The sequence below is a fragment of the Nocardia niwae NBRC 108934 = DSM 45340 genome, assembly GCF_001613465.1.
GTDB lineage: Bacteria > Actinomycetota > Actinomycetes > Mycobacteriales > Mycobacteriaceae > Nocardia > Nocardia niwae.
Map to the genome: position 1 here is coordinate 172,389 of NZ_BDCK01000020.1, position 15,718 is coordinate 188,106.

General features: G+C 70.6%; 16 protein-coding genes, 1 other RNA gene and 1 pseudogene. 11 read left to right on the top strand and 7 right to left on the bottom strand.

The features are described 5' to 3' along the window. Window positions 1-46: 46 nt before the first annotated feature. Together glnA and NNI01S_RS13085 are read right to left on the bottom strand one after the other, a co-directional pair. A complete protein-coding gene (gene glnA, locus NNI01S_RS13080; protein ID WP_063020339.1) occupies window positions 47-1,384 on the bottom strand; it encodes a type I glutamate--ammonia ligase in 1,338 nt (445 codons plus the stop codon). Between the two features lie 165 nt (window positions 1,385-1,549). Further along, a complete protein-coding gene (locus tag NNI01S_RS13085) occupies window positions 1,550-3,094 on the bottom strand; it encodes an alpha/beta hydrolase (RefSeq protein ID WP_063020340.1) in 1,545 nt (514 codons plus the stop codon). A 177-nt stretch (window positions 3,095-3,271) separates the two neighbouring features. Between NNI01S_RS13085 and panB the strand changes: the two genes are divergently transcribed. The 5 genes and pseudogenes from panB (at window position 3,272) to NNI01S_RS35970 (ending at window position 7,409) form a co-directional block, all read left to right on the top strand. Further along, entirely contained in the window at window positions 3,272-4,129 is an 858-nt protein-coding gene (gene panB / locus NNI01S_RS13090; RefSeq protein WP_063020476.1) for a 3-methyl-2-oxobutanoate hydroxymethyltransferase, read from the top strand. Between the two features lie 74 nt (window positions 4,130-4,203). After that, window positions 4,204-5,001, top strand: coding sequence for a phosphotransferase (locus tag NNI01S_RS13095; RefSeq protein WP_157114751.1), 798 nt, complete (start codon window positions 4,204-4,206; stop codon window positions 4,999-5,001). A 91-nt stretch (window positions 5,002-5,092) separates the two neighbouring features. Beyond that, window positions 5,093-5,542, top strand: a complete 450-nt coding sequence (locus NNI01S_RS13100) for a hypothetical protein (protein WP_063020342.1) — start codon at window positions 5,093-5,095, stop codon at window positions 5,540-5,542. A 13-nt stretch (window positions 5,543-5,555) separates the two neighbouring features. Continuing rightward, window positions 5,556-6,503, top strand: a pseudogene (pip, locus tag NNI01S_RS35965) (prolyl aminopeptidase); the annotation flags it as partial. Between the two features lie 45 nt (window positions 6,504-6,548). Beyond that, entirely contained in the window at window positions 6,549-7,409 is an 861-nt protein-coding gene (locus tag NNI01S_RS35970; RefSeq protein WP_245676099.1) for a CHAD domain-containing protein, read from the top strand. Window positions 7,410-7,433: 24 nt separating this feature from the next. Here the strand turns inward: NNI01S_RS35970 and NNI01S_RS13110 are convergent, their stop codons facing one another. Further along, window positions 7,434-8,885 carry an RNB domain-containing ribonuclease gene (locus tag NNI01S_RS13110; protein ID WP_063020343.1) on the bottom strand — a complete coding sequence of 484 codons (1,452 nt, stop codon included), beginning with the start codon at window positions 8,883-8,885 and terminating at the stop codon, window positions 7,434-7,436. A 15-nt stretch (window positions 8,886-8,900) separates the two neighbouring features. Further along, window positions 8,901-9,215, bottom strand: coding sequence for a hypothetical protein (locus NNI01S_RS13115; protein ID WP_245676089.1), 315 nt, complete (start codon window positions 9,213-9,215; stop codon window positions 8,901-8,903). A gap of 452 nt (window positions 9,216-9,667) precedes the next feature. On the opposite strand from NNI01S_RS13115, the gene NNI01S_RS13120 reads away from it, so the two are divergent. Further along, window positions 9,668-10,063, top strand: a complete 396-nt coding sequence (locus NNI01S_RS13120; RefSeq protein ID WP_063020345.1) for a hypothetical protein — start codon at window positions 9,668-9,670, stop codon at window positions 10,061-10,063. A 95-nt stretch (window positions 10,064-10,158) separates the two neighbouring features. On the opposite strand, the gene rnpB is transcribed toward NNI01S_RS13120, so the two are convergent. After that, window positions 10,159-10,574: RNase P RNA component class A (gene rnpB, locus NNI01S_RS13125), an RNA gene on the bottom strand. A gap of 36 nt (window positions 10,575-10,610) precedes the next feature. Between rnpB and NNI01S_RS13130 the strand changes: the two genes are divergently transcribed. From NNI01S_RS13130 to NNI01S_RS13145, 4 genes are all read left to right on the top strand, one after another. Next, window positions 10,611-11,498: an alpha/beta hydrolase gene (locus tag NNI01S_RS13130; protein ID WP_063020346.1), complete on the top strand. Its 888-nt coding sequence runs from the start codon at window positions 10,611-10,613 to the stop codon at window positions 11,496-11,498. Between the two features lie 133 nt (window positions 11,499-11,631). Then, window positions 11,632-11,844 carry a hypothetical protein gene (locus NNI01S_RS13135; protein ID WP_157114752.1) on the top strand — a complete coding sequence of 71 codons (213 nt, stop codon included), beginning with the start codon at window positions 11,632-11,634 and terminating at the stop codon, window positions 11,842-11,844. A gap of 68 nt (window positions 11,845-11,912) precedes the next feature. Then, complete coding sequence (locus NNI01S_RS13140; RefSeq protein WP_063020347.1) at window positions 11,913-12,476, top strand: NUDIX hydrolase; 564 nt, start codon at window positions 11,913-11,915, stop codon at window positions 12,474-12,476. A gap of 49 nt (window positions 12,477-12,525) precedes the next feature. Next, the gene (locus tag NNI01S_RS13145) at window positions 12,526-12,987 is read left to right on the top strand and encodes a GNAT family N-acetyltransferase (protein WP_063020477.1); all 462 of its coding nucleotides are present in this window, start codon (window positions 12,526-12,528) and stop codon (window positions 12,985-12,987) included. Between the two features lie 9 nt (window positions 12,988-12,996). Here the strand turns inward: NNI01S_RS13145 and NNI01S_RS13150 are convergent, their stop codons facing one another. Together NNI01S_RS13150 and NNI01S_RS13155 are read right to left on the bottom strand one after the other, a co-directional pair. Next, on the bottom strand, window positions 12,997-14,364 hold the full coding sequence (locus tag NNI01S_RS13150; RefSeq protein WP_063020348.1) for a GNAT family N-acetyltransferase: 1,368 nt from the start codon (window positions 14,362-14,364) through the stop codon (window positions 12,997-12,999). Next, window positions 14,361-14,768, bottom strand: a complete 408-nt coding sequence (locus NNI01S_RS13155) for a hypothetical protein (RefSeq protein WP_063020349.1) — start codon at window positions 14,766-14,768, stop codon at window positions 14,361-14,363. The genes NNI01S_RS13150 and NNI01S_RS13155 overlap by 4 nt, the downstream gene beginning before the upstream one ends. A gap of 130 nt (window positions 14,769-14,898) precedes the next feature. Here NNI01S_RS13155 and NNI01S_RS13160 point away from each other — a divergent pair, with 130 nt between their 5' ends. After that, entirely contained in the window at window positions 14,899-15,717 is an 819-nt protein-coding gene (locus NNI01S_RS13160) for a helix-turn-helix domain-containing protein (RefSeq protein WP_063020350.1), read from the top strand. Window position 15,718 lies beyond the last annotated feature (1 nt).

Consider the following 15,718-nt stretch of genomic DNA (forward strand, 5'->3'; position numbering starts at 1 on the left):
TACCTGGCCGCGACCGGGGGCACGCCGCCCCCGGGCATCGCTCGGATTACAACCCCAGGTATTCCTTCAGCTCGAACGGCGTGACCTGGCTACGGTAGTCCGCCCACTCCCGGCGCTTGTTGCGCAGGAAGAAGTCGAACACGTGCTCACCGAGGGTCTCGGCGACCAGTTCGGAGCGCTCCATCGCCTGCAGCGCCTCGTCCAGCGTGCCCGGCAGCTCACGGAAGCCCATCGCGCGGCGCTCCGCGACGGTGAGCGACCACACGTCGTCCTCCGCCTCCGGCGGCAGCGTGTAGCCCTTCTCGATGCCCCGCAGCCCGGCCGCGAGCAGCACGGCGAAGGCCAGGTAGGGGTTGCAGGCGGAATCAGGGCTGCGGATCTCGACGCGGCGCGAGGACGACTTGTTCGGCGTGTACATCGGCACGCGCACCAGCGCGGAACGGTTGGAGCGACCCCACGAGGCGGCGGTGGGAGCCTCCCCGCCGTGGATGAGGCGCTTGTAGGAGTTCACCCACTGGTTGGTGACCGCGCTGATCTCCGGGGCGTGTTCGAGGATGCCCGCGATGAACGCCCGCGCCGTCTCCGACAGGTTCATCGGGTCGTCCGGGTCGTGGAAGGCGTTGGTCTCGCCCTCGAACAGGCTCATGTGCGTGTGCATCGCCGAGCCCGGGTACTGGGCGAACGGCTTGGGCATGAAGGTCGCGCGCACGCCCTCGTCGATGGCCACTTCCTTGATCAGGTAGCGGAAGGTCATCACGTTGTCGGCCATGGACAGCGCGTCGGCGTAGCGCAGGTCGATCTCCTGCTGGCCGGGCGCGCCCTCGTGGTGGCTGAACTCCACCGAGATGCCCATGGACTCCAACGCGTCGATGGCGTGACGGCGGAAGTTCGGCGCCGAATCGTGCACGGCCTGGTCGAAGAAGCCGCCGCTGTCCGCCGGGATCGGTTCGCCGCCGCGCGTTCCGTTCTCCAGCAGGAAGAACTCGATCTCGGGGTGCACGTAGCAGCTGAAGCCGACGTCGCCCGCCTTGTTCAGCTGGCGGCGCAGCACGTGGCGCGGGTCGGCCCAGGACGGCGAGCCGTCCGGCATGGTGATGTCGCAGAACATGCGCGCGGAGTGCTGGTGGCCCTTGCTGGTGGCCCACGGCAGCACCTGGAAGGTCGACGGATCCGGCCGGGCGACCATGTCGGCCTCGGAGACCCGGGCGAAGCCCTCGATGGCCGATCCGTCGAATCCGATACCCTCTTCGAACGCGCCTTCCAGCTCGGCGGGCGCGATGGCGACGGATTTCAGGTAGCCCAAGACGTCGGTGAACCAGAGACGTACGAAGCGGATGTCCCGCTCTTCGAGCGTCCGCAGCACGAATTCCTTCTGGCGATCCATGCCCGCGAGCGTAAGCATCCGGCGTTAAATCTGTGTTACATACACGCTTAAGATTGCTGACCTGGATGTTTTCGGAAGACTTCGCACAGCCGGATCGTCCCGTTTGTGAGGTTTTTCCGAACCGGGCCGGGTGGCGTCACCGATCAGCAACCGCGCCCGCCTGCCTCAGCAGGTGAGGCCGGGCGCGGGCACGGTCAGATCGACCAGATAGGCGATGACCGCGTCGTCCACACAGGGCACGCCGCCCGCCAGCGCCACCGTGTGCCGGTTGCCCTGATAGGTGATCAGCGCGGCGCCCAACTGCGCGGCCAGATCCACTCCGGCCTGGTACGGCGTCGCCGGATCCTCGGTCGTCGAGACCACCACCGTCTTCGGCAGACCCGACACGGAGATGCGATGCGGTTCGCTCGTGTTCGGCACCGGCCACGCGGTGCACAGCTCCAGCGGCGCCGCGCCGGTGCTGCGGCCGTCGTCCAGGAACGGGGCCGCCTTGCGGTATTCCGCGTCCTGACGTCCGGCGACCTCGCGATCGGCGATGCGCGGATCGTCCACGCAGCGGATCGCGTTGAACGCGTCGGTGGTGTTGGCGTAGGTGCCGTCGTCGCGGCGGCCGTCGTACAGATCAGCCAGCGCCAGCAACGTATCGCCGCGTCCGTCGCGCAACTCGGACAGCCCCAGCGTGAGCACCTTCCACAACTCGTCTGTGTAGAGCGCCTGGCGCACGCCGGTGAGCGCGTCACCGTAGGTCAGCCCGCGCGGATCGGTGGTTTGCGCCGGCTTGTCCCACAGCGGGTTCACCAGCGCGCGGAACCGCGCCACCGCCTGCGCCGGATCGGAGCCCAGCGGGCAGTCCGGCCGCTGCGCGCAGTCCGCGGCGTAGGCGTCGAACACCTTCTGGAAGCCCGCCGCCTGGCGCAGCGACTCCTGCACCGGATCCTGCGAGGAGTCGATGGCGCCGTCCAGCACCAGGGCGCGCACGCGGTCGGGGTACTTCTCCGCGTACGCCGAACCGATCTTGGTGCCGTAGGAGTACCCGACGTAGGTCAGCTTCGCGTCGCCCAGCGCGGCACGCATGACGTCGAGGTCCTGCACGACCTCCCGGGTGCCGACGTGGGCGAGGAAGTCCTTGCCGGTGCGCTCGGCGCAGCGGTCGGCGTACCGGCGGTTGTCGGCCTCGGCGTCGGCGATGCCCGCCGGGGTGTAGTCCTCCTCCGGCTCGGCGCGCTCGGCGTCCTGCTCCGGAGGTGTCTGGCAGACGATCACGGGCACGGAGGAGCCGACGCCGCGCGGGTCGAAGCCGATCCGGTCGAAGCGCTCGGCCAGCTCCGTCTTGTTGCCGAGCGACGACAAGCCGAGACCGGACTCCCCCGGCCCGCCCGGGTTCATCACCAGCGAACCGACCCGCCGCCCGGTGGCACGGGTGCGGGAGATCGCGATCTGCGCGGTCGCGCCGCCGGGCGCCGCGTAGTCCACCGGGACGGTGATCCGCGCGCACTCGGTGCTCGGCGGGAGCCGGTCGTCCGGCCCGCCGAAACCGGTGCAGTCACCCCACTGCACCGTCTGGCTGTAGAACTTCTCCAGCCCGTCTGGCGGCGCAGGCGTCGGCTGGCCCGATTCGGTGCGGGTGACGGCGCACCCCGACATCAGGACAGCGACCGACGCCAGCACCGCCACCGAAAGCGCACCGCGCCCGTTCCGCACCGTCGACATGCACTCGATATTGCCATCGGCCGAGCGCGGGCACCGCCCCGGGCAAACTTCGGGTTGTGACCAATTGCACCGGTCATCGGCCTTAATCCGCCTCGGTGGCGAGTGGCACACTGATTCTCGTCAGACAATCCCGGGGACCCGGACGGGCCCCGAGGCGACACAGACGAAAGGACGATGATGTCCGTATCCGATTCGGAAACCCCTGCCTACGGTGCGGCGCCCGCGGAGCCCAAGAAGGTCGCGCGCAAGACCCGGGTGCACCACTTGCAGCAGATGAAAGCCGACGGCGAGCGCTGGGCGATGCTGACCGCCTACGACTACTCCTCCGCGCGGCTGTTCGAAGAAGCAGGCATTCCGGTGCTGCTGGTCGGCGACTCCGCGGCCAATGTCGTGTACGGCTACGACACCACCGTGCCGATCACCGTGGACGAACTCATCCCGCTGGTGCGCGGAGTGGTACGCGGCGCGCCGCACGCGCTGGTGGTGGCCGACCTGCCGTTCGGCACCTACGAGTCCTCCCCGCAGCAGGCGCTGGCCACCGCGACCCGGTTCATGAAGGAGGGCGGGGCGCACGCGGTGAAACTGGAGGGCGGCGAGCGGGTGGCCGAGCAGATCGCGCTCGTCGCCGCGGCGGGCATCCCGGTCATGGCGCACATCGGCTTCACCCCGCAGAGCGTGAACACCCTCGGCGGATTCCGGGTGCAGGGCCGCGGCGACGGCGCCGAGCAGCTGATCGCCGACGCCATCTCGGTCCAGGAGGCGGGCGCGTTCTCCGTGGTCATGGAGATGGTCCCGGCCGAGCTGGCGGGGCAGGTCACCCGCAAGCTGACCATTCCCACGGTCGGCATCGGCGCCGGCGCCGACACCGACGCGCAGGTGCTGGTCTGGCAGGACATGGCGGGCTACACCAGCGGCAAGACCGCGAAGTTCGTCAAGCGCTTCGGCAACGTCGGTGACGAATTGCGCACCGCCGCCGCGGCCTACGCCGACGAAGTGCGCCGGGGCACCTTCCCCGGGCCGGAGCACAGCTTCTGACAAGCGACTTCGAAGCGACCGGCCGAGCGGCCCACGCGCCCGTCACGTTGCTCGGCCAACCGCTGGAACCTCTCGTGGGCTGGGCGGGCACTGTGCTGCGCGCACGGAGGATCGAGATCACCGGCGCGGTGGTGGAAACCAAGCGGCGCGCATGGTCACTGCTGGCCCGCATGCCCACCGACGCGGGGCCGATGTGGGTGAAGGCCAACGCCCGTGCCTTCGCCCACGAGGGCCCCTTATTGCGGCTGCTGGCATACCTGCGCCCCGGCAATGTGCTGGAACCGCTCGCGGTGCACCCGGACAACGGATGGCTGCTCTGTCCGGACGGTGGCGCCACGGCAGAGGGTTTCGACGACGGATGGCCCGCCCTGGTCCGCCACTACGCCGAACTCCAGCAGTCACTCGCCGGGCATCTGGACGAATTGCGCGCCACCGGCACCCCGTACCTGCCACCGCACCAATTGATCGGCGTATACCGGCATTTCGAGCCCCGGGTGCCCGGGCTGGGCGACCGCATCGCAGCGGCCGCTGCGGTTCTGACCACGTCCGGCAGGCTCAGCATCGAGCACAACGACCTGCACCCGGGCAACGTCTTCGCGCGCGAGCCGGGGCCGGGCCTGCTCTTCGACTGGGGTGACGCGGTGATCACTCATCCGTTCCTGTCCCACCGCGTGCTGCACAGCCCCTATCGCGCGGCGTACTTCGACCGCTGGCGGCAGATGGCTGATGTATCCGAGGCCGAGATCGCCGCAGCCGACCGGCTGGCTCCGTTGGTCGCCCTACATCCGTGGCAAACTGTGGAAAACGCCGAACCGGCGTTCGACCGCGTGCGCACAGATCTGCTCGACGAGCTGCGCGCGCACTTCCGCTGATCTATTCCCACCGAAAACGGCCGGTTCGGGCCGGTCGGCGAAATCAATGGCAGACTCGATGCCGACAATACCGACACGACCAGAGGTACCCATGCCGTACAGCCGTTGGATTTCACGCAGCACCCTGCTGGTGGCGGGCGCTCTCGCCGCCGCGGCGTTGACCGCTTGCGGCAGCGACTCGGGCCCGGCCCCCACCGGAAGCTCGAGTTCGACCACGGCGTCGTCCACCGCCACGCCGGGCACCACCACGGGCCGCACCACACCGGCGAGCCCGGAGATCTCCGACGCCGCCGCGGTCCAGCTGTGCGACATGATCCGGCCGGAGCTGTCCAACTGGCGGATCCAGGGCGGGACGCTGGGCAAGATCGGCCTGAACGCGCTGGTGCACGAGTGGGCGCTGCGCAACGGCGGCATCAACGGCGCGGTACTGGCCGACAAGCCGATCGTCGACCGCGTCACCACCAAGAGCTGCCCGGACGTGCGTCAGCAGGCCGTGGACGCGTTGGGCATCCCGGATCTGGCTTCGGGCCTGGCGTTCTGAGCCGGGCGGCCGGATGCGCACCCTCTATCCCCCGATCGAGCCTCACGCCTCCGGCATGCTGGCGGTCGGCGACGGCCAGTCCGTCTACTGGGAAGTCAGCGGCGATCCGGACGGCAAGCCGGTGGTATTCCTGCACGGCGGGCCCGGCGGCGGCACCGCGCCGTTCCATCGGCAGTTCTTCGATCCTGCCGCCTATCGCATCGTGCTGTTCGACCAGCGCGGGTGCGGCCGCTCCACCCCGCACCTGGCCGACGGCGCCGGCTTGGAGCACAACACCACCGGCCACCTGATCGCCGACATCGAGGCGCTGCGCGAACATCTCGGCATCGAGCGCTGGCAGGTGTTCGGCGGCTCGTGGGGATCCACGCTCGCGCTGGCCTACGCGCAGCGGCACCCCGGGCGCGTGACGGAGTTGGTGCTGCGCGGCATCTTCCTGTTGCGGCGCAAGGAAATCGACTGGTACTACAACGGCGCCGCGGGCTACGTCTACCCCGACGAGTGGGAGAAGTTCCTCGCGCCGGTGCCCGAGGACGAGCGCGACCAGGATCTGGTCGAGGTCTACCACCGGCTGCTGCACTCACCCGACGAAGACCTCGCTCGCGCGGCCGCGGTCGCCTGGTCCAGCTGGGAGGGCGCGACGAGTTCGCTGCTGCCCCACCCGGATCGGGTGGCCGAGACATCCGAGCCGCGATTCGCACTGGCCTTCGCCAGAATCGAGAACCATTACTTCCGCCACGGCGGGTTCCTCGAGGAGGGTCAGCTGCTGCGCGACATCGGCGCTATCGCGCACATCCCCGCCGTGCTCGTCCATGGCCGCCACGACATCGTCTGCCCGGCGGTCAGCGCGTGGGATCTGCACCGGGCCTGGCCGGGTTCGGTCCTGCACATCGTCGACGACGCCGGGCACGCGGCGAGCGAACCCGGCATCACGCACCACCTGATCGAAGCGACCGACCGATTCGCGAAAGCGGAGGCGAGCACCGTGACTACAGCCGGGGACGCGCTGGTGGACGCGTTGCGCGAGGACATCGACCGGCTTCTCGCCGCCGAGCCCGAGGTCCGGGCCGACGCACCGGATTCGGTCCATCAGATGCGGGTGGCCACCCGCAGGCTGCGCAGCGTGCTGCGGTCCTACGGCAAACTGCTCGTCAAGCAATCGGCCGCCGCGATGGGCGCGGAACTGAAGTGGCTGGCCGGATTGCTCGGCGCGGCGCGCGACGCCGAGGTGCGCGCCGACCGGTTCGCCGCGCTGCTGGCCGAGCACGCCGACCACGCCGACCAGGCGGCCCTCGACGCCGTCACGACGCGCCTGGTGCGGGCCGAACGGGATCGTTATCGCGCGGCCCACGACGAGGTGCTGAGCGCACTGGACGGCACCCGCTACCGCGAGCTGCGCGAAGAACTGTCCGGGTGGCGCACCGATCCGCCGCTGCGCCACTCCCGCGCCGCGGCGTCCGCGACCGACGTCTTCGGGGAGGTGTTGCGCCGCGATCTCGACCGGGTGGAGTCCCTGGTCCGCGCCGAGCCCACCGTGGACCCGCGGGAACGCGTGGAGCTGCTGCACGACATCCGCAAGAGCGCCAAGCGGCTGCGGTACGCGTGCGAGGCGGCGCAGCAGGTGATCGGCGAGGAGGCCGCCGATCGCGGCAGTCGCGCCAAGAAACTCCAAACCGTGCTCGGCGATCACCGCGACGCGGTGGAGTCGCACAACGCGATCCTGCACCGGGCCGCCGAGGCCGCCGCGGCAGGCGAAGACGCCGGTCTCTACGAAATCCTCGCGGCGGCGGAGGACGCGGCAGCCGGGCACGAGCTTTGCCGCTATCCGGCTACCGCCGCCGCGCTGTTCGGAGCGGCCATCACCGGGTGACCCGGAAGTTGCCGTCGCGCCCGGTCACACCGGGTAGGTGAAGGCCACTTTGCGCTCCGCCGGGTCGGCCGACAGCAGCCGCACCCGCACCGTCTCCCCTTCCGGTGGTTTCCCCACGCACGGCCCGAGCACCGGCGGGTCCGCGACGAAGACCACGGCCGGCCGGTTGCCGTTGGCCTCGCGCACCACGACGGCGTCGAATTCCGCACCGATCCGCCGCGCCAGCACGCTCGACTCGGTCAGGTCGATGCAGGCGCGCTCGAGCTTCCCCGCGATGCTGTCGCTGCGCCGCATAGCGTCGGCCGCGCCCGTCAGCCCGTCGCGCACCCAGCGCGGCACCTCGGCTCCCGCGCACCTGGCCAGGCAGATCTCCGTCGCGAACCGGTCCGACAACCGCCGCAAAGGAGCGGTGACGTGCGCGTACGGGGCCCCGATCGCACTGTGCCGCAGGGTGGAGGGCCCGGGTGGCTCCCCGGCCGCGCCGTCGACCACGGTGTAAGACGCTCCGCGCAGCAGGGTGGTCGCCTCGGACATCAGCGCCAACGCCGCGGGTGTGCCGGTGGCCAGCCGGGCCAGCATCTGCCCGACCGGTTCGCCGTCGGGCCAGTCCACGCCCAGCGCCTGCGCGGTCCGGCGCATCGATTCGAGCGCGGGTTCGGACGGGGGCGGCATGGTGCGCAGCAGCGCGACCCTCTCCGCGGCGGGTGCGTCGCCGTCCAGCATGATCCGGGCCGCGCACATGCCGGTCAGCAGGGAGACCTGTTCGTTCCAGTCGTCGGCGGCGGTGCGTGGTTCCACCACCAGCCGCCAGTGCCCGTCGGCGTGCTCGTCCTCGACGACGGTTTGCGCGGGCAATCGCAGACCGATCGCGCCGCGCGCCACCCCCGCCTCGATGCGGCGCGCGCCGAATTCCGGCAGGGCCGCGATCGAGGGATGCAGCAGGCCGGACTCCGCGTCGGCCTGCACGCGCAAGTAGTCGAGCCGGGCCCGGGAGCGCACCAAGGCGCGGACCACCGAGAACCGCACCGGTTCGGCCTGTTCATCGAGCTCGATGGTCCACAGCGCGGCCGGACGCGTCCGCTCGGGAAGCAGGCTCGCGGACCCCTCCGACAGCACGGGCGGGTGCAGCGGCACGGTGCCGTCGGGAAGATAGAAGGTTTGCCCTCGCGCGCCGGACTCTTCGGCGAGCGCGCCGTCAGGGGCGATCACGGCACCCACATCGGCGATGGCGTAATGGACGGTGAAGCCGCCCGGGGTGCGTTCGATATGCAGGGCCTGGTCCAGATCCATGGCCCCGGGTGGGTCGATCGTCACGAACGGAATGTCCGTGCGATCGACCCGGTCGCCCGCGAACACGTCCACCGCGTCGCGGGCCTCCGCGCTGGCCTCGGCGGGGTACGCCGAGGCCAGCCCGAACTCGGATCGGATGGCGCCGAAATCGACCGGCGCCGAGACGATCCGCTGGTGCAGTTCCACGCTGGCGCGCCGGTCCTACTGCAGCGCCAGCATGGTGCCGTTCAACTGGTCGAACGGCCCGTAGACGGTGAAGGTGACCCGGCCGCCCGGCACCGAGGAGGACACCTGAGCGGCGGCGTCCAGCGCCTCGCCGAAGGAGGCGGCGGACGGGTGCGGCAGCCCGGCGAGAGCCAGGCCGACGTGGTTCTGGTGCACCCACACCGTGTCCGCAGGACTCAGGTCGACCTGAACCCCACCCGGCAGCGGGGTCACCGCGACCGCGCCCGCCGAACCCGCACCCAGCACCGCGAAAATCGAAGCGGCGCCCGCGACCAATGCGCCGGCGACCATGGAGCGAACTACTCGCATATGTGTTGAGACCTGCTTTCCCGCGATCGAAGTATGAATAGCCCGGTGCTGCCCCGCATCGGGCCTTACCAACGGCGACTACTTTATGACGTCGATCACGATCAGGGCCAGTTCCGAACGAATCGGACAGCGGAAAATCCGGCCGCGCGACATGAGGACGGTCACGCTGCTAACGTGGCCCGCCGTGACGGGCGTCGGGTTCGCCCGCGCCTTCGGAAATGTCCCACACGTCGACAATTTGGGAGCTTCACACCTATGTCATCGATTTTGTACGACTACCTGTTGCCTCTGCTGGGCCCCGAGCAGGCCGCGTACTGGGCTCAGGTTTTCGTGATCAACCCGGTCTGACCGCGCGATTCTTTTCCCACTCCTCGTCGCCTCCCGTTCACCTCACGGGAGGCGATGGTGGTTACAGGCCGCTAGCATGCCGCTGCGTGACAAGAACTACCGCCGCGCACGCGGCCAGAACCACGGCCGCCCTCGCGGCAGGCGCCACCCTCTTCGCCCTGCTCCTCACCGGTTGCGGGGACGACAAGACCAGCGAGGCCACCTCCTCCGCCAGCACGACGACGGCGCAGGCCGCCGCCCAGGTCGACAGCGTGAAGACAGGCGCGTTCCTCGTCAGCTTCCGCGGCGCGTTCCCCAAGCTGGCCGAAGGCAAGGACGACGCGAAGATCGCGAGCATCCTGACCGAGACCTGTGGGGACATCAAAGCGGGCAAGTCCGAGGACGAGGTCGTCAAGAACATCACCAAGCGCGCGGGCGGCGCCACCCAGCCCAGCGCCGAGGAAGCCAAGGCGATCTATCAAATGGCCAAACTCATGTGCTGACCCCGCTCCTCCCGGCGTGCTTCGCATACCCGATCGAAGTCCCCGGCACGGAAACTCCGTGGCTGCGGGCAGGGGTGCGAAGCAGCCCCAGGGGGCGGACGAGCTGGTCTGTAAGCCGGATCCTGTCCCCGGCCCTGAGGCCGGGGGGCGACCATCCATCTGGGCACTCCGTCGCCGGGTGCCTCGAGCGGTCCACCCGCAGGCTCGGGCGAGCAGCCCTCGAGCGCCTGCGCAGCCGCACCGCGGACGGTGCGACCTTCGACCTTGCTCCGGGCGGGGTTTACCCAGCCGCCCCGGTCACCCGGGGCGCTGGTGCGCTCTTACCGCACCGTTTCACCCTTACCGCACGGCCCGAAGGCCGTGGGCGGTCTGTTTTCTGTGGCACTTTCCCGCGGGTCACCCCGGGTTGCCGTTAACAACCGCCCTGCTCTGTGGAGTCCGGACTTTCCTCGGCGCCGGGCGGCGACACCACCGTGCCCGTTCCCGACGCCGCGGCCGCCCGACCAACTCGTCCGCCGTCCCAGGATACTGGGTACGGTTGGTGGCCATGGAACGTGTCGAGGTCGGCTTCCCATCCGGAAGCGAACAGTGCGCGGCGTGGCTATATCGCCCGGACGGCGCACCCAAACCCCGCCCGCTAGTGGTGATGGGACACGGCCTGGGGGCCAATCGGGAAATGGGACTGGATCGGTACGCGCGGCGGTTCGCGGCGGCGGGTATAGCGGTCCTGGTCTTCGACTATCGGCACTTCGGCGCCAGTCAAGGCACACCGCGCCAGCTGCTGAGCATCGCGCGCCAGCGCGCGGACTGGCACGCCGCCATCGCGTACGCGCGCACCCTGCGCGGCATCGACGCGACCCGGATCGCTCTGTGGGGCACATCTTTCGGGGGTGGGCACGTGCTGTCGGTCGCGCCGGACGACGCCTATCTCGCGGCCGTGGTCGCGCAGGTGCCGTTCACCAGCGGCCTGTCCTCTGCCTTGGCCAAGGGGCCGATCAGCTCGGTCAAGGTGGCCGTCATCGCCGCCGCCGACCTGTTGCTCGCGCCGATCCGCCGCAAGCCGATCGGGATCCGGCTCGCCGGCCGCAAGCGCGCCGCGGCGCTGATGAGCGCGCCCGACGTGCCGGACGGCTTTCGCAGGCTGACCGACGAGAGCGAGACCTACGAGCCGAAAGTGGCCGCGCGGGTGGCATTCTCGACACTCTTCGACGCACCGGGGCGACGCGCGAAGGCTTTGAAGATGCCGGTGTTGTACGCGCTGTGCGACGACGACTCCGTGGCACCGGTGAAATCGGCGTTGCGCGCCGCCGAGCGCACCAAGCACGCGGTGGTGAAGCGTTATCCCGCCGGGCATTTCGACATCTATTTCGACGAGGTTTTCGAGAAGGCCGTGTACGACCAGACCGAATTCCTGGTGTCTGTGCTGCGGCCATAGGTTCTCGGCGGCCCGGTCTTATGCGGCCGGGCCGCACATCGGTGCCGCTCTCGACAGGTTTGCGAAACAGCACGCGCCGATCGGAACGAGGCACCGATGATCGATCCATTGATCTCGGAAGAACGGCGGCCGATTGCTGCGCCGGGGGGACGAACTGCGGCGTGACCTCGCGGCGCTGGCCGGCGATTACGGCGCTCTACCGGATTCGGGCCTGCTGATCGACACCGACGGGGTCGGCGCTCTGACCACCCCCGGATACTGCGCCGCCGGCGCGCGCGAAGTATTCGACGAAGCGGCGCTGGAACTCGCGGCGGCCGCCGTCGCGCTCGAGCGCGCCGCGACGTAGACCGCGCGGCTCGAACCTGTTGTGCTGGAAGGCTGAAGCTGTCGGTGCCCGGCGCTACAGTCCCTGCCATGCATTCCGTCGTGGTCGCCGACGTCGTGCGCCGGATCACGCCGCTCGACGGGCTCGAACAGCAGCACATCGACATCACGCTCAGCTGGCTGGCGGCGACCGGCGACATCTTCCGGCGGGTCCGACCTGCCACGCCGCCGCGGCACCTGGTCTCCTATGTCGTGCTGGTCGATCCCCGGGCGCGGGCAGTGCTGCTCGGCGCGCACCGCCGCTCCGGGCTCTGGCTGCCGACCGGAGGGCATGTCGATCCCGGCGAGCATCCGCTCGAGAGCGCGCGACGCGAAGCGGCCGAGGAGATCGGCATCGAGGCACGCTTCGACGTCATCGGGCCCGATCCGCTGTTCCTCACGGTCGCGACCACCGCCGGCCCTGACGCTCACGAGGACGTCAGCTTGTGGTACGTGATCCGCGGTGACCGCACCCGCCGCCACGCCCTGGATCCGCGCGAATTCGACGGCGAACGCTGGTGTGACGTCGCCGGGTTCGCCCTCCCCGGCACCGACCCCCACCTCGGACGATTCCTCACCAAACTGGACGGCGCGCTCCGGGGTCGCACCGGCTGAGGCCGCCCCCGAGTCGACGGAGCGGGCCGATGCTGTCACGATGGCGCGGATGATTGTCAGGCTTGCGCGGGAGGACGACCTCGCCGGTTTCTCCGAACTGGCGGGTCAGGTAGAGCACTGGTTCGGCGCGGCCGCCGACGACGCCGGGTTCCGTGCCGCGGTGCTGCGGCACGTCGAGCGGGGTACGGCGCTGGTCGCCCGGTCCGCGGGCGCGGAGGTGCTCGGCGGCCTCCTGTTCGGGCCGAAGCCGCCGATCTATCGGGTGCACTGGCTGGTCGTCGCGGAACAGGCGCGCGGCCACGGCATCGGGCGGGCGTTGATCGCGGACGCGATCCGCCGGTATGTGCCCGCCCCCGGCACGCTCGAAGCGGTCACCTTCGGCGCCGATCATCCCGGCGCGGTCGCCAGCGGTGCGCGCGCTTTCTACCAGAGCATGGGTTTCCATCCCGCCGAGGACGCGGCTCCCGGGCCGGAGGGCGGATCCCGGCAGGTCTATCGACGTCGCGTCTGAAGGGCGAGATCAGCGCCGGCGCAACGCGCGCCAGAGGATGAACGCGAGGGTGGAGGCGGGGATGGCTGCGAGGATCGGCTTGTCCCGCAGCGTCTCCAGCAGTGTGCGGCCCGGGCGGGCCACCGGGCCGGGGATGCCCGCGGCGCCGCGTTCGGCTGCCGCGGCGGCGTCCGCCTCGACCTGTTCGGCGCGCTCGGCCGCGCGGCGAACCGACTCCGCTATCGGTGTCTCCTCCCGGTCGGCGTCCCCGGCCGAGTGCCGCGCAGTGGATCCCGCCTCCGTGGTTCCTGCTGTGCCTGCGAGGTCGCCCGCGCCTTCCGGGGCTTCGGCCGACGTCACCGTCTCCGGCTTTCCTCCCGCGCCGCCCGCCGGTTCTTCCGGATCCTGCCTCGAACTCACGGTCTGCGGCTTCCCCGCAACGCCGCCTGCCGCCGCAGCCGCGCTCTCCGGGCCCTGTGCGGAGGTCGCGGTCTCGGACTCGTCTCCGGCACCGCTGAACTCCGCGGCCGCATCTTCGGAGACTTGCGCCGACGTCACGGTCTCCGGCTCCGGCGCCGCACCGAAGGCACCGCTCGCCTGCACGGCCGCGTCTTCCGGAACCCGCGCCGGGCGACGCGTTTCCGTCCGGGCCCCCGCGACATCACCGTGGTCCTCGCCGGACGTGTCCGCAGCGGGCCGCGCGAGGGGTTCGGCCTTCCGGCTCGCCCCCGCCGCACCGCTCAGCGCGTCCGCCGCACCGTGGGACGGCCGCCCGCTTCCGTTCGGCGCACCGCCGGTGCCCGGCACGTCGTCGGTCCCCTTGTCCGCGGGTTGGCGATCGTTCATGGCTGTCTCCTGTGCTCGGCGTCGCGGTGCGGGACGGACGTCCCGGATGCCGTCGCGGCCCGGATACCCTGCGGATGGAAGGGCAAACCAGTCCTCGACGATCGGTCCACTGCCCCCGGTCCGCGCGAAGCCGTTACGCGGGTACAGCCGCTCGGCGAAGGCACTGTGCTCGGCGAACTCCAAGCGGACGACGTCGTGCCCGCCCTCGACCGCCCAGTCGAGCACCGCGCGGACCGGCCGGTCCGACACACCGGTACCCCGCGCCCGCGGCGCCACCCACATCGAGATCAGGTGCACTCCACCGCGTTCCGGGTCGAGCATGCCCACCTCGCCACCGTCCGACTCGGCGACGAACTGCGCCCGATCCGACAGCGCGTGCCGCCAGTCGCCCTCGCTGCGGGCTCGTGCCTCGGCCAGGGGTGGTCTCGCCCGGCAACCACAACGGATTTCCGGTGACCCGTACGCACCGCGGACGCGCCGTCCGCTCATTCGCCGCTCGGCCGCCATTTCCTCGGCGGACCGCCACCGGTCGTCATCGTGCGCGGTGGTCACCGATCACGGAGCCTGCCCAACCCGGCGAGTTCCAATCCGGCGAAGGTCGCGACCGCCGCGGCGCCGACGAGCAGGAACGCCACCCCGAGCCCGGTCAGCGCGAGAACGCCCGACCCCGCCAGTCCGATCATTCCCACGGCCGACAGCGCGTTGACCGCGACGACCACCTGCCCGTGGCGTGCGGGCACCTCGGCGCGCCGCGCGATCGTGAGCAGCGCCGACGCACCGCCGACCATGACGACGCCGAACGCGATGCTCCAGCTCATGGGCAGCCCGAGCGGGTCGCGCAGCAGTCCCGCTCCGGCGAGCAGCAGGCCGCCGAAGATTCCCGTACTCCAGCCGTCCACGCGCAGCGCGGAGCGCAGGAACACGGCGCTGTCGCGATGCGGGGTGGTGGATTCCATATCGTCCTCCCGTTGATCGATCCGGCGGAGCCCATCGGCCCCCGGCACCAACCCTGCTGGCCGGAGGAGGGCGTCTCAATAACCTCGGAGGTCATGGCGGAGCCGCGCGACGGGGTGCTTAGCTGATCGAATGACATCGGTGCGGACACCCTCGCGGGCGGGCATCCTGCTGCGCGAATGGCGGCAGCGGCGCAGGCTCAGCCAGCTCGATCTGGCGCTGGCCGCCGACACCTCCGCGCGGCACCTGTCGTACGTGGAGACCGGGCGCGCCGCACCCAGCCGAGTCATGGTGCTACGGCTGTGCGAGACGCTGGAAGTGCCGCTGCGCGAACGCAACACGGTGCTGGTCGCGGCCGGTTTCGCGCCCGCCTACCGGGAGAGCGGCCTGGACGACGTCCATCTCGCATCGGTCCGCGCCGCACTGGACACCATGCTGACCGCGCACGAACCGTATCCGGCGGTGGTAATAGATCGCCTGTGGAATGTGGTGGTTGGCAACGCGGCGATGAGCGTGTTGATGGAGGGCGTTCCCGAGCACGTGCGCGCGCCGCGACCGAACGTGTACCGGCTCGTGCTGCACCCGGACGGGCTCTCGGCCCGGTTGGCCGACCTCGCCCAGGTGCGCGGACTGTTCTTGGAGCGGCTGGGCAGGCAGGTCGGCGCGAGCGGCGACGCGGAACTGGCCGCGTTGTACGAGGAGGTGTCGGCCTACCCCGATCCAGCCGGAGCGGGCGTACCGGACGCCGGGGCAGGCGCACCGCCGAGCCCGTTCGAGGTGCCGATCCGGATCCGGACGCCGATCGGCGAATTGTCGATGTTCAGCACGATGGCCACCTTCGGCGCGCCCGCCGACGTGACGCTGTCGGAGCTGGCCATCGAATTGTTCTACCCCTTGGACGACTTCACCGCGGCCGCGCTGCGCGAGGCGGCGGCCGCGGCGAAGAGGTGAG

Bases quoted from the DNA above. Each gene is read 5' to 3' on its own strand.
- NNI01S_RS13145 (WP_063020477.1), top strand. From the start codon at position 12,526: ATGATTGTCAGGCTTGCGCGGGAGGACGACCTCGCCGGTTTCTCCGAA.
- panB (WP_063020476.1), top strand. From the start codon at position 3,272: ATGTCCGTATCCGATTCGGAAACCCCTGCCTACGGTGCGGCGCCCGCG.
- NNI01S_RS13100 (WP_063020342.1), top strand. From the start codon at position 5,093: ATGCCGTACAGCCGTTGGATTTCACGCAGCACCCTGCTGGTGGCGGGC.
- glnA (WP_063020339.1), bottom strand. From the start codon at position 1,384: ATGGATCGCCAGAAGGAATTCGTGCTGCGGACGCTCGAAGAGCGGGAC.
- NNI01S_RS13160 (WP_063020350.1), top strand. From the start codon at position 14,899: ATGACATCGGTGCGGACACCCTCGCGGGCGGGCATCCTGCTGCGCGAA.
- NNI01S_RS13155 (WP_063020349.1), bottom strand. From the start codon at position 14,768: ATGGAATCCACCACCCCGCATCGCGACAGCGCCGTGTTCCTGCGCTCC.
- NNI01S_RS13115 (WP_245676089.1), bottom strand. From the start codon at position 9,215: ATGGTCGCCGGCGCATTGGTCGCGGGCGCCGCTTCGATTTTCGCGGTG.
- NNI01S_RS13085 (WP_063020340.1), bottom strand. From the start codon at position 3,094: ATGTCGACGGTGCGGAACGGGCGCGGTGCGCTTTCGGTGGCGGTGCTG.
- NNI01S_RS13140 (WP_063020347.1), top strand. From the start codon at position 11,913: ATGCATTCCGTCGTGGTCGCCGACGTCGTGCGCCGGATCACGCCGCTC.
- NNI01S_RS13130 (WP_063020346.1), top strand. From the start codon at position 10,611: ATGGAACGTGTCGAGGTCGGCTTCCCATCCGGAAGCGAACAGTGCGCG.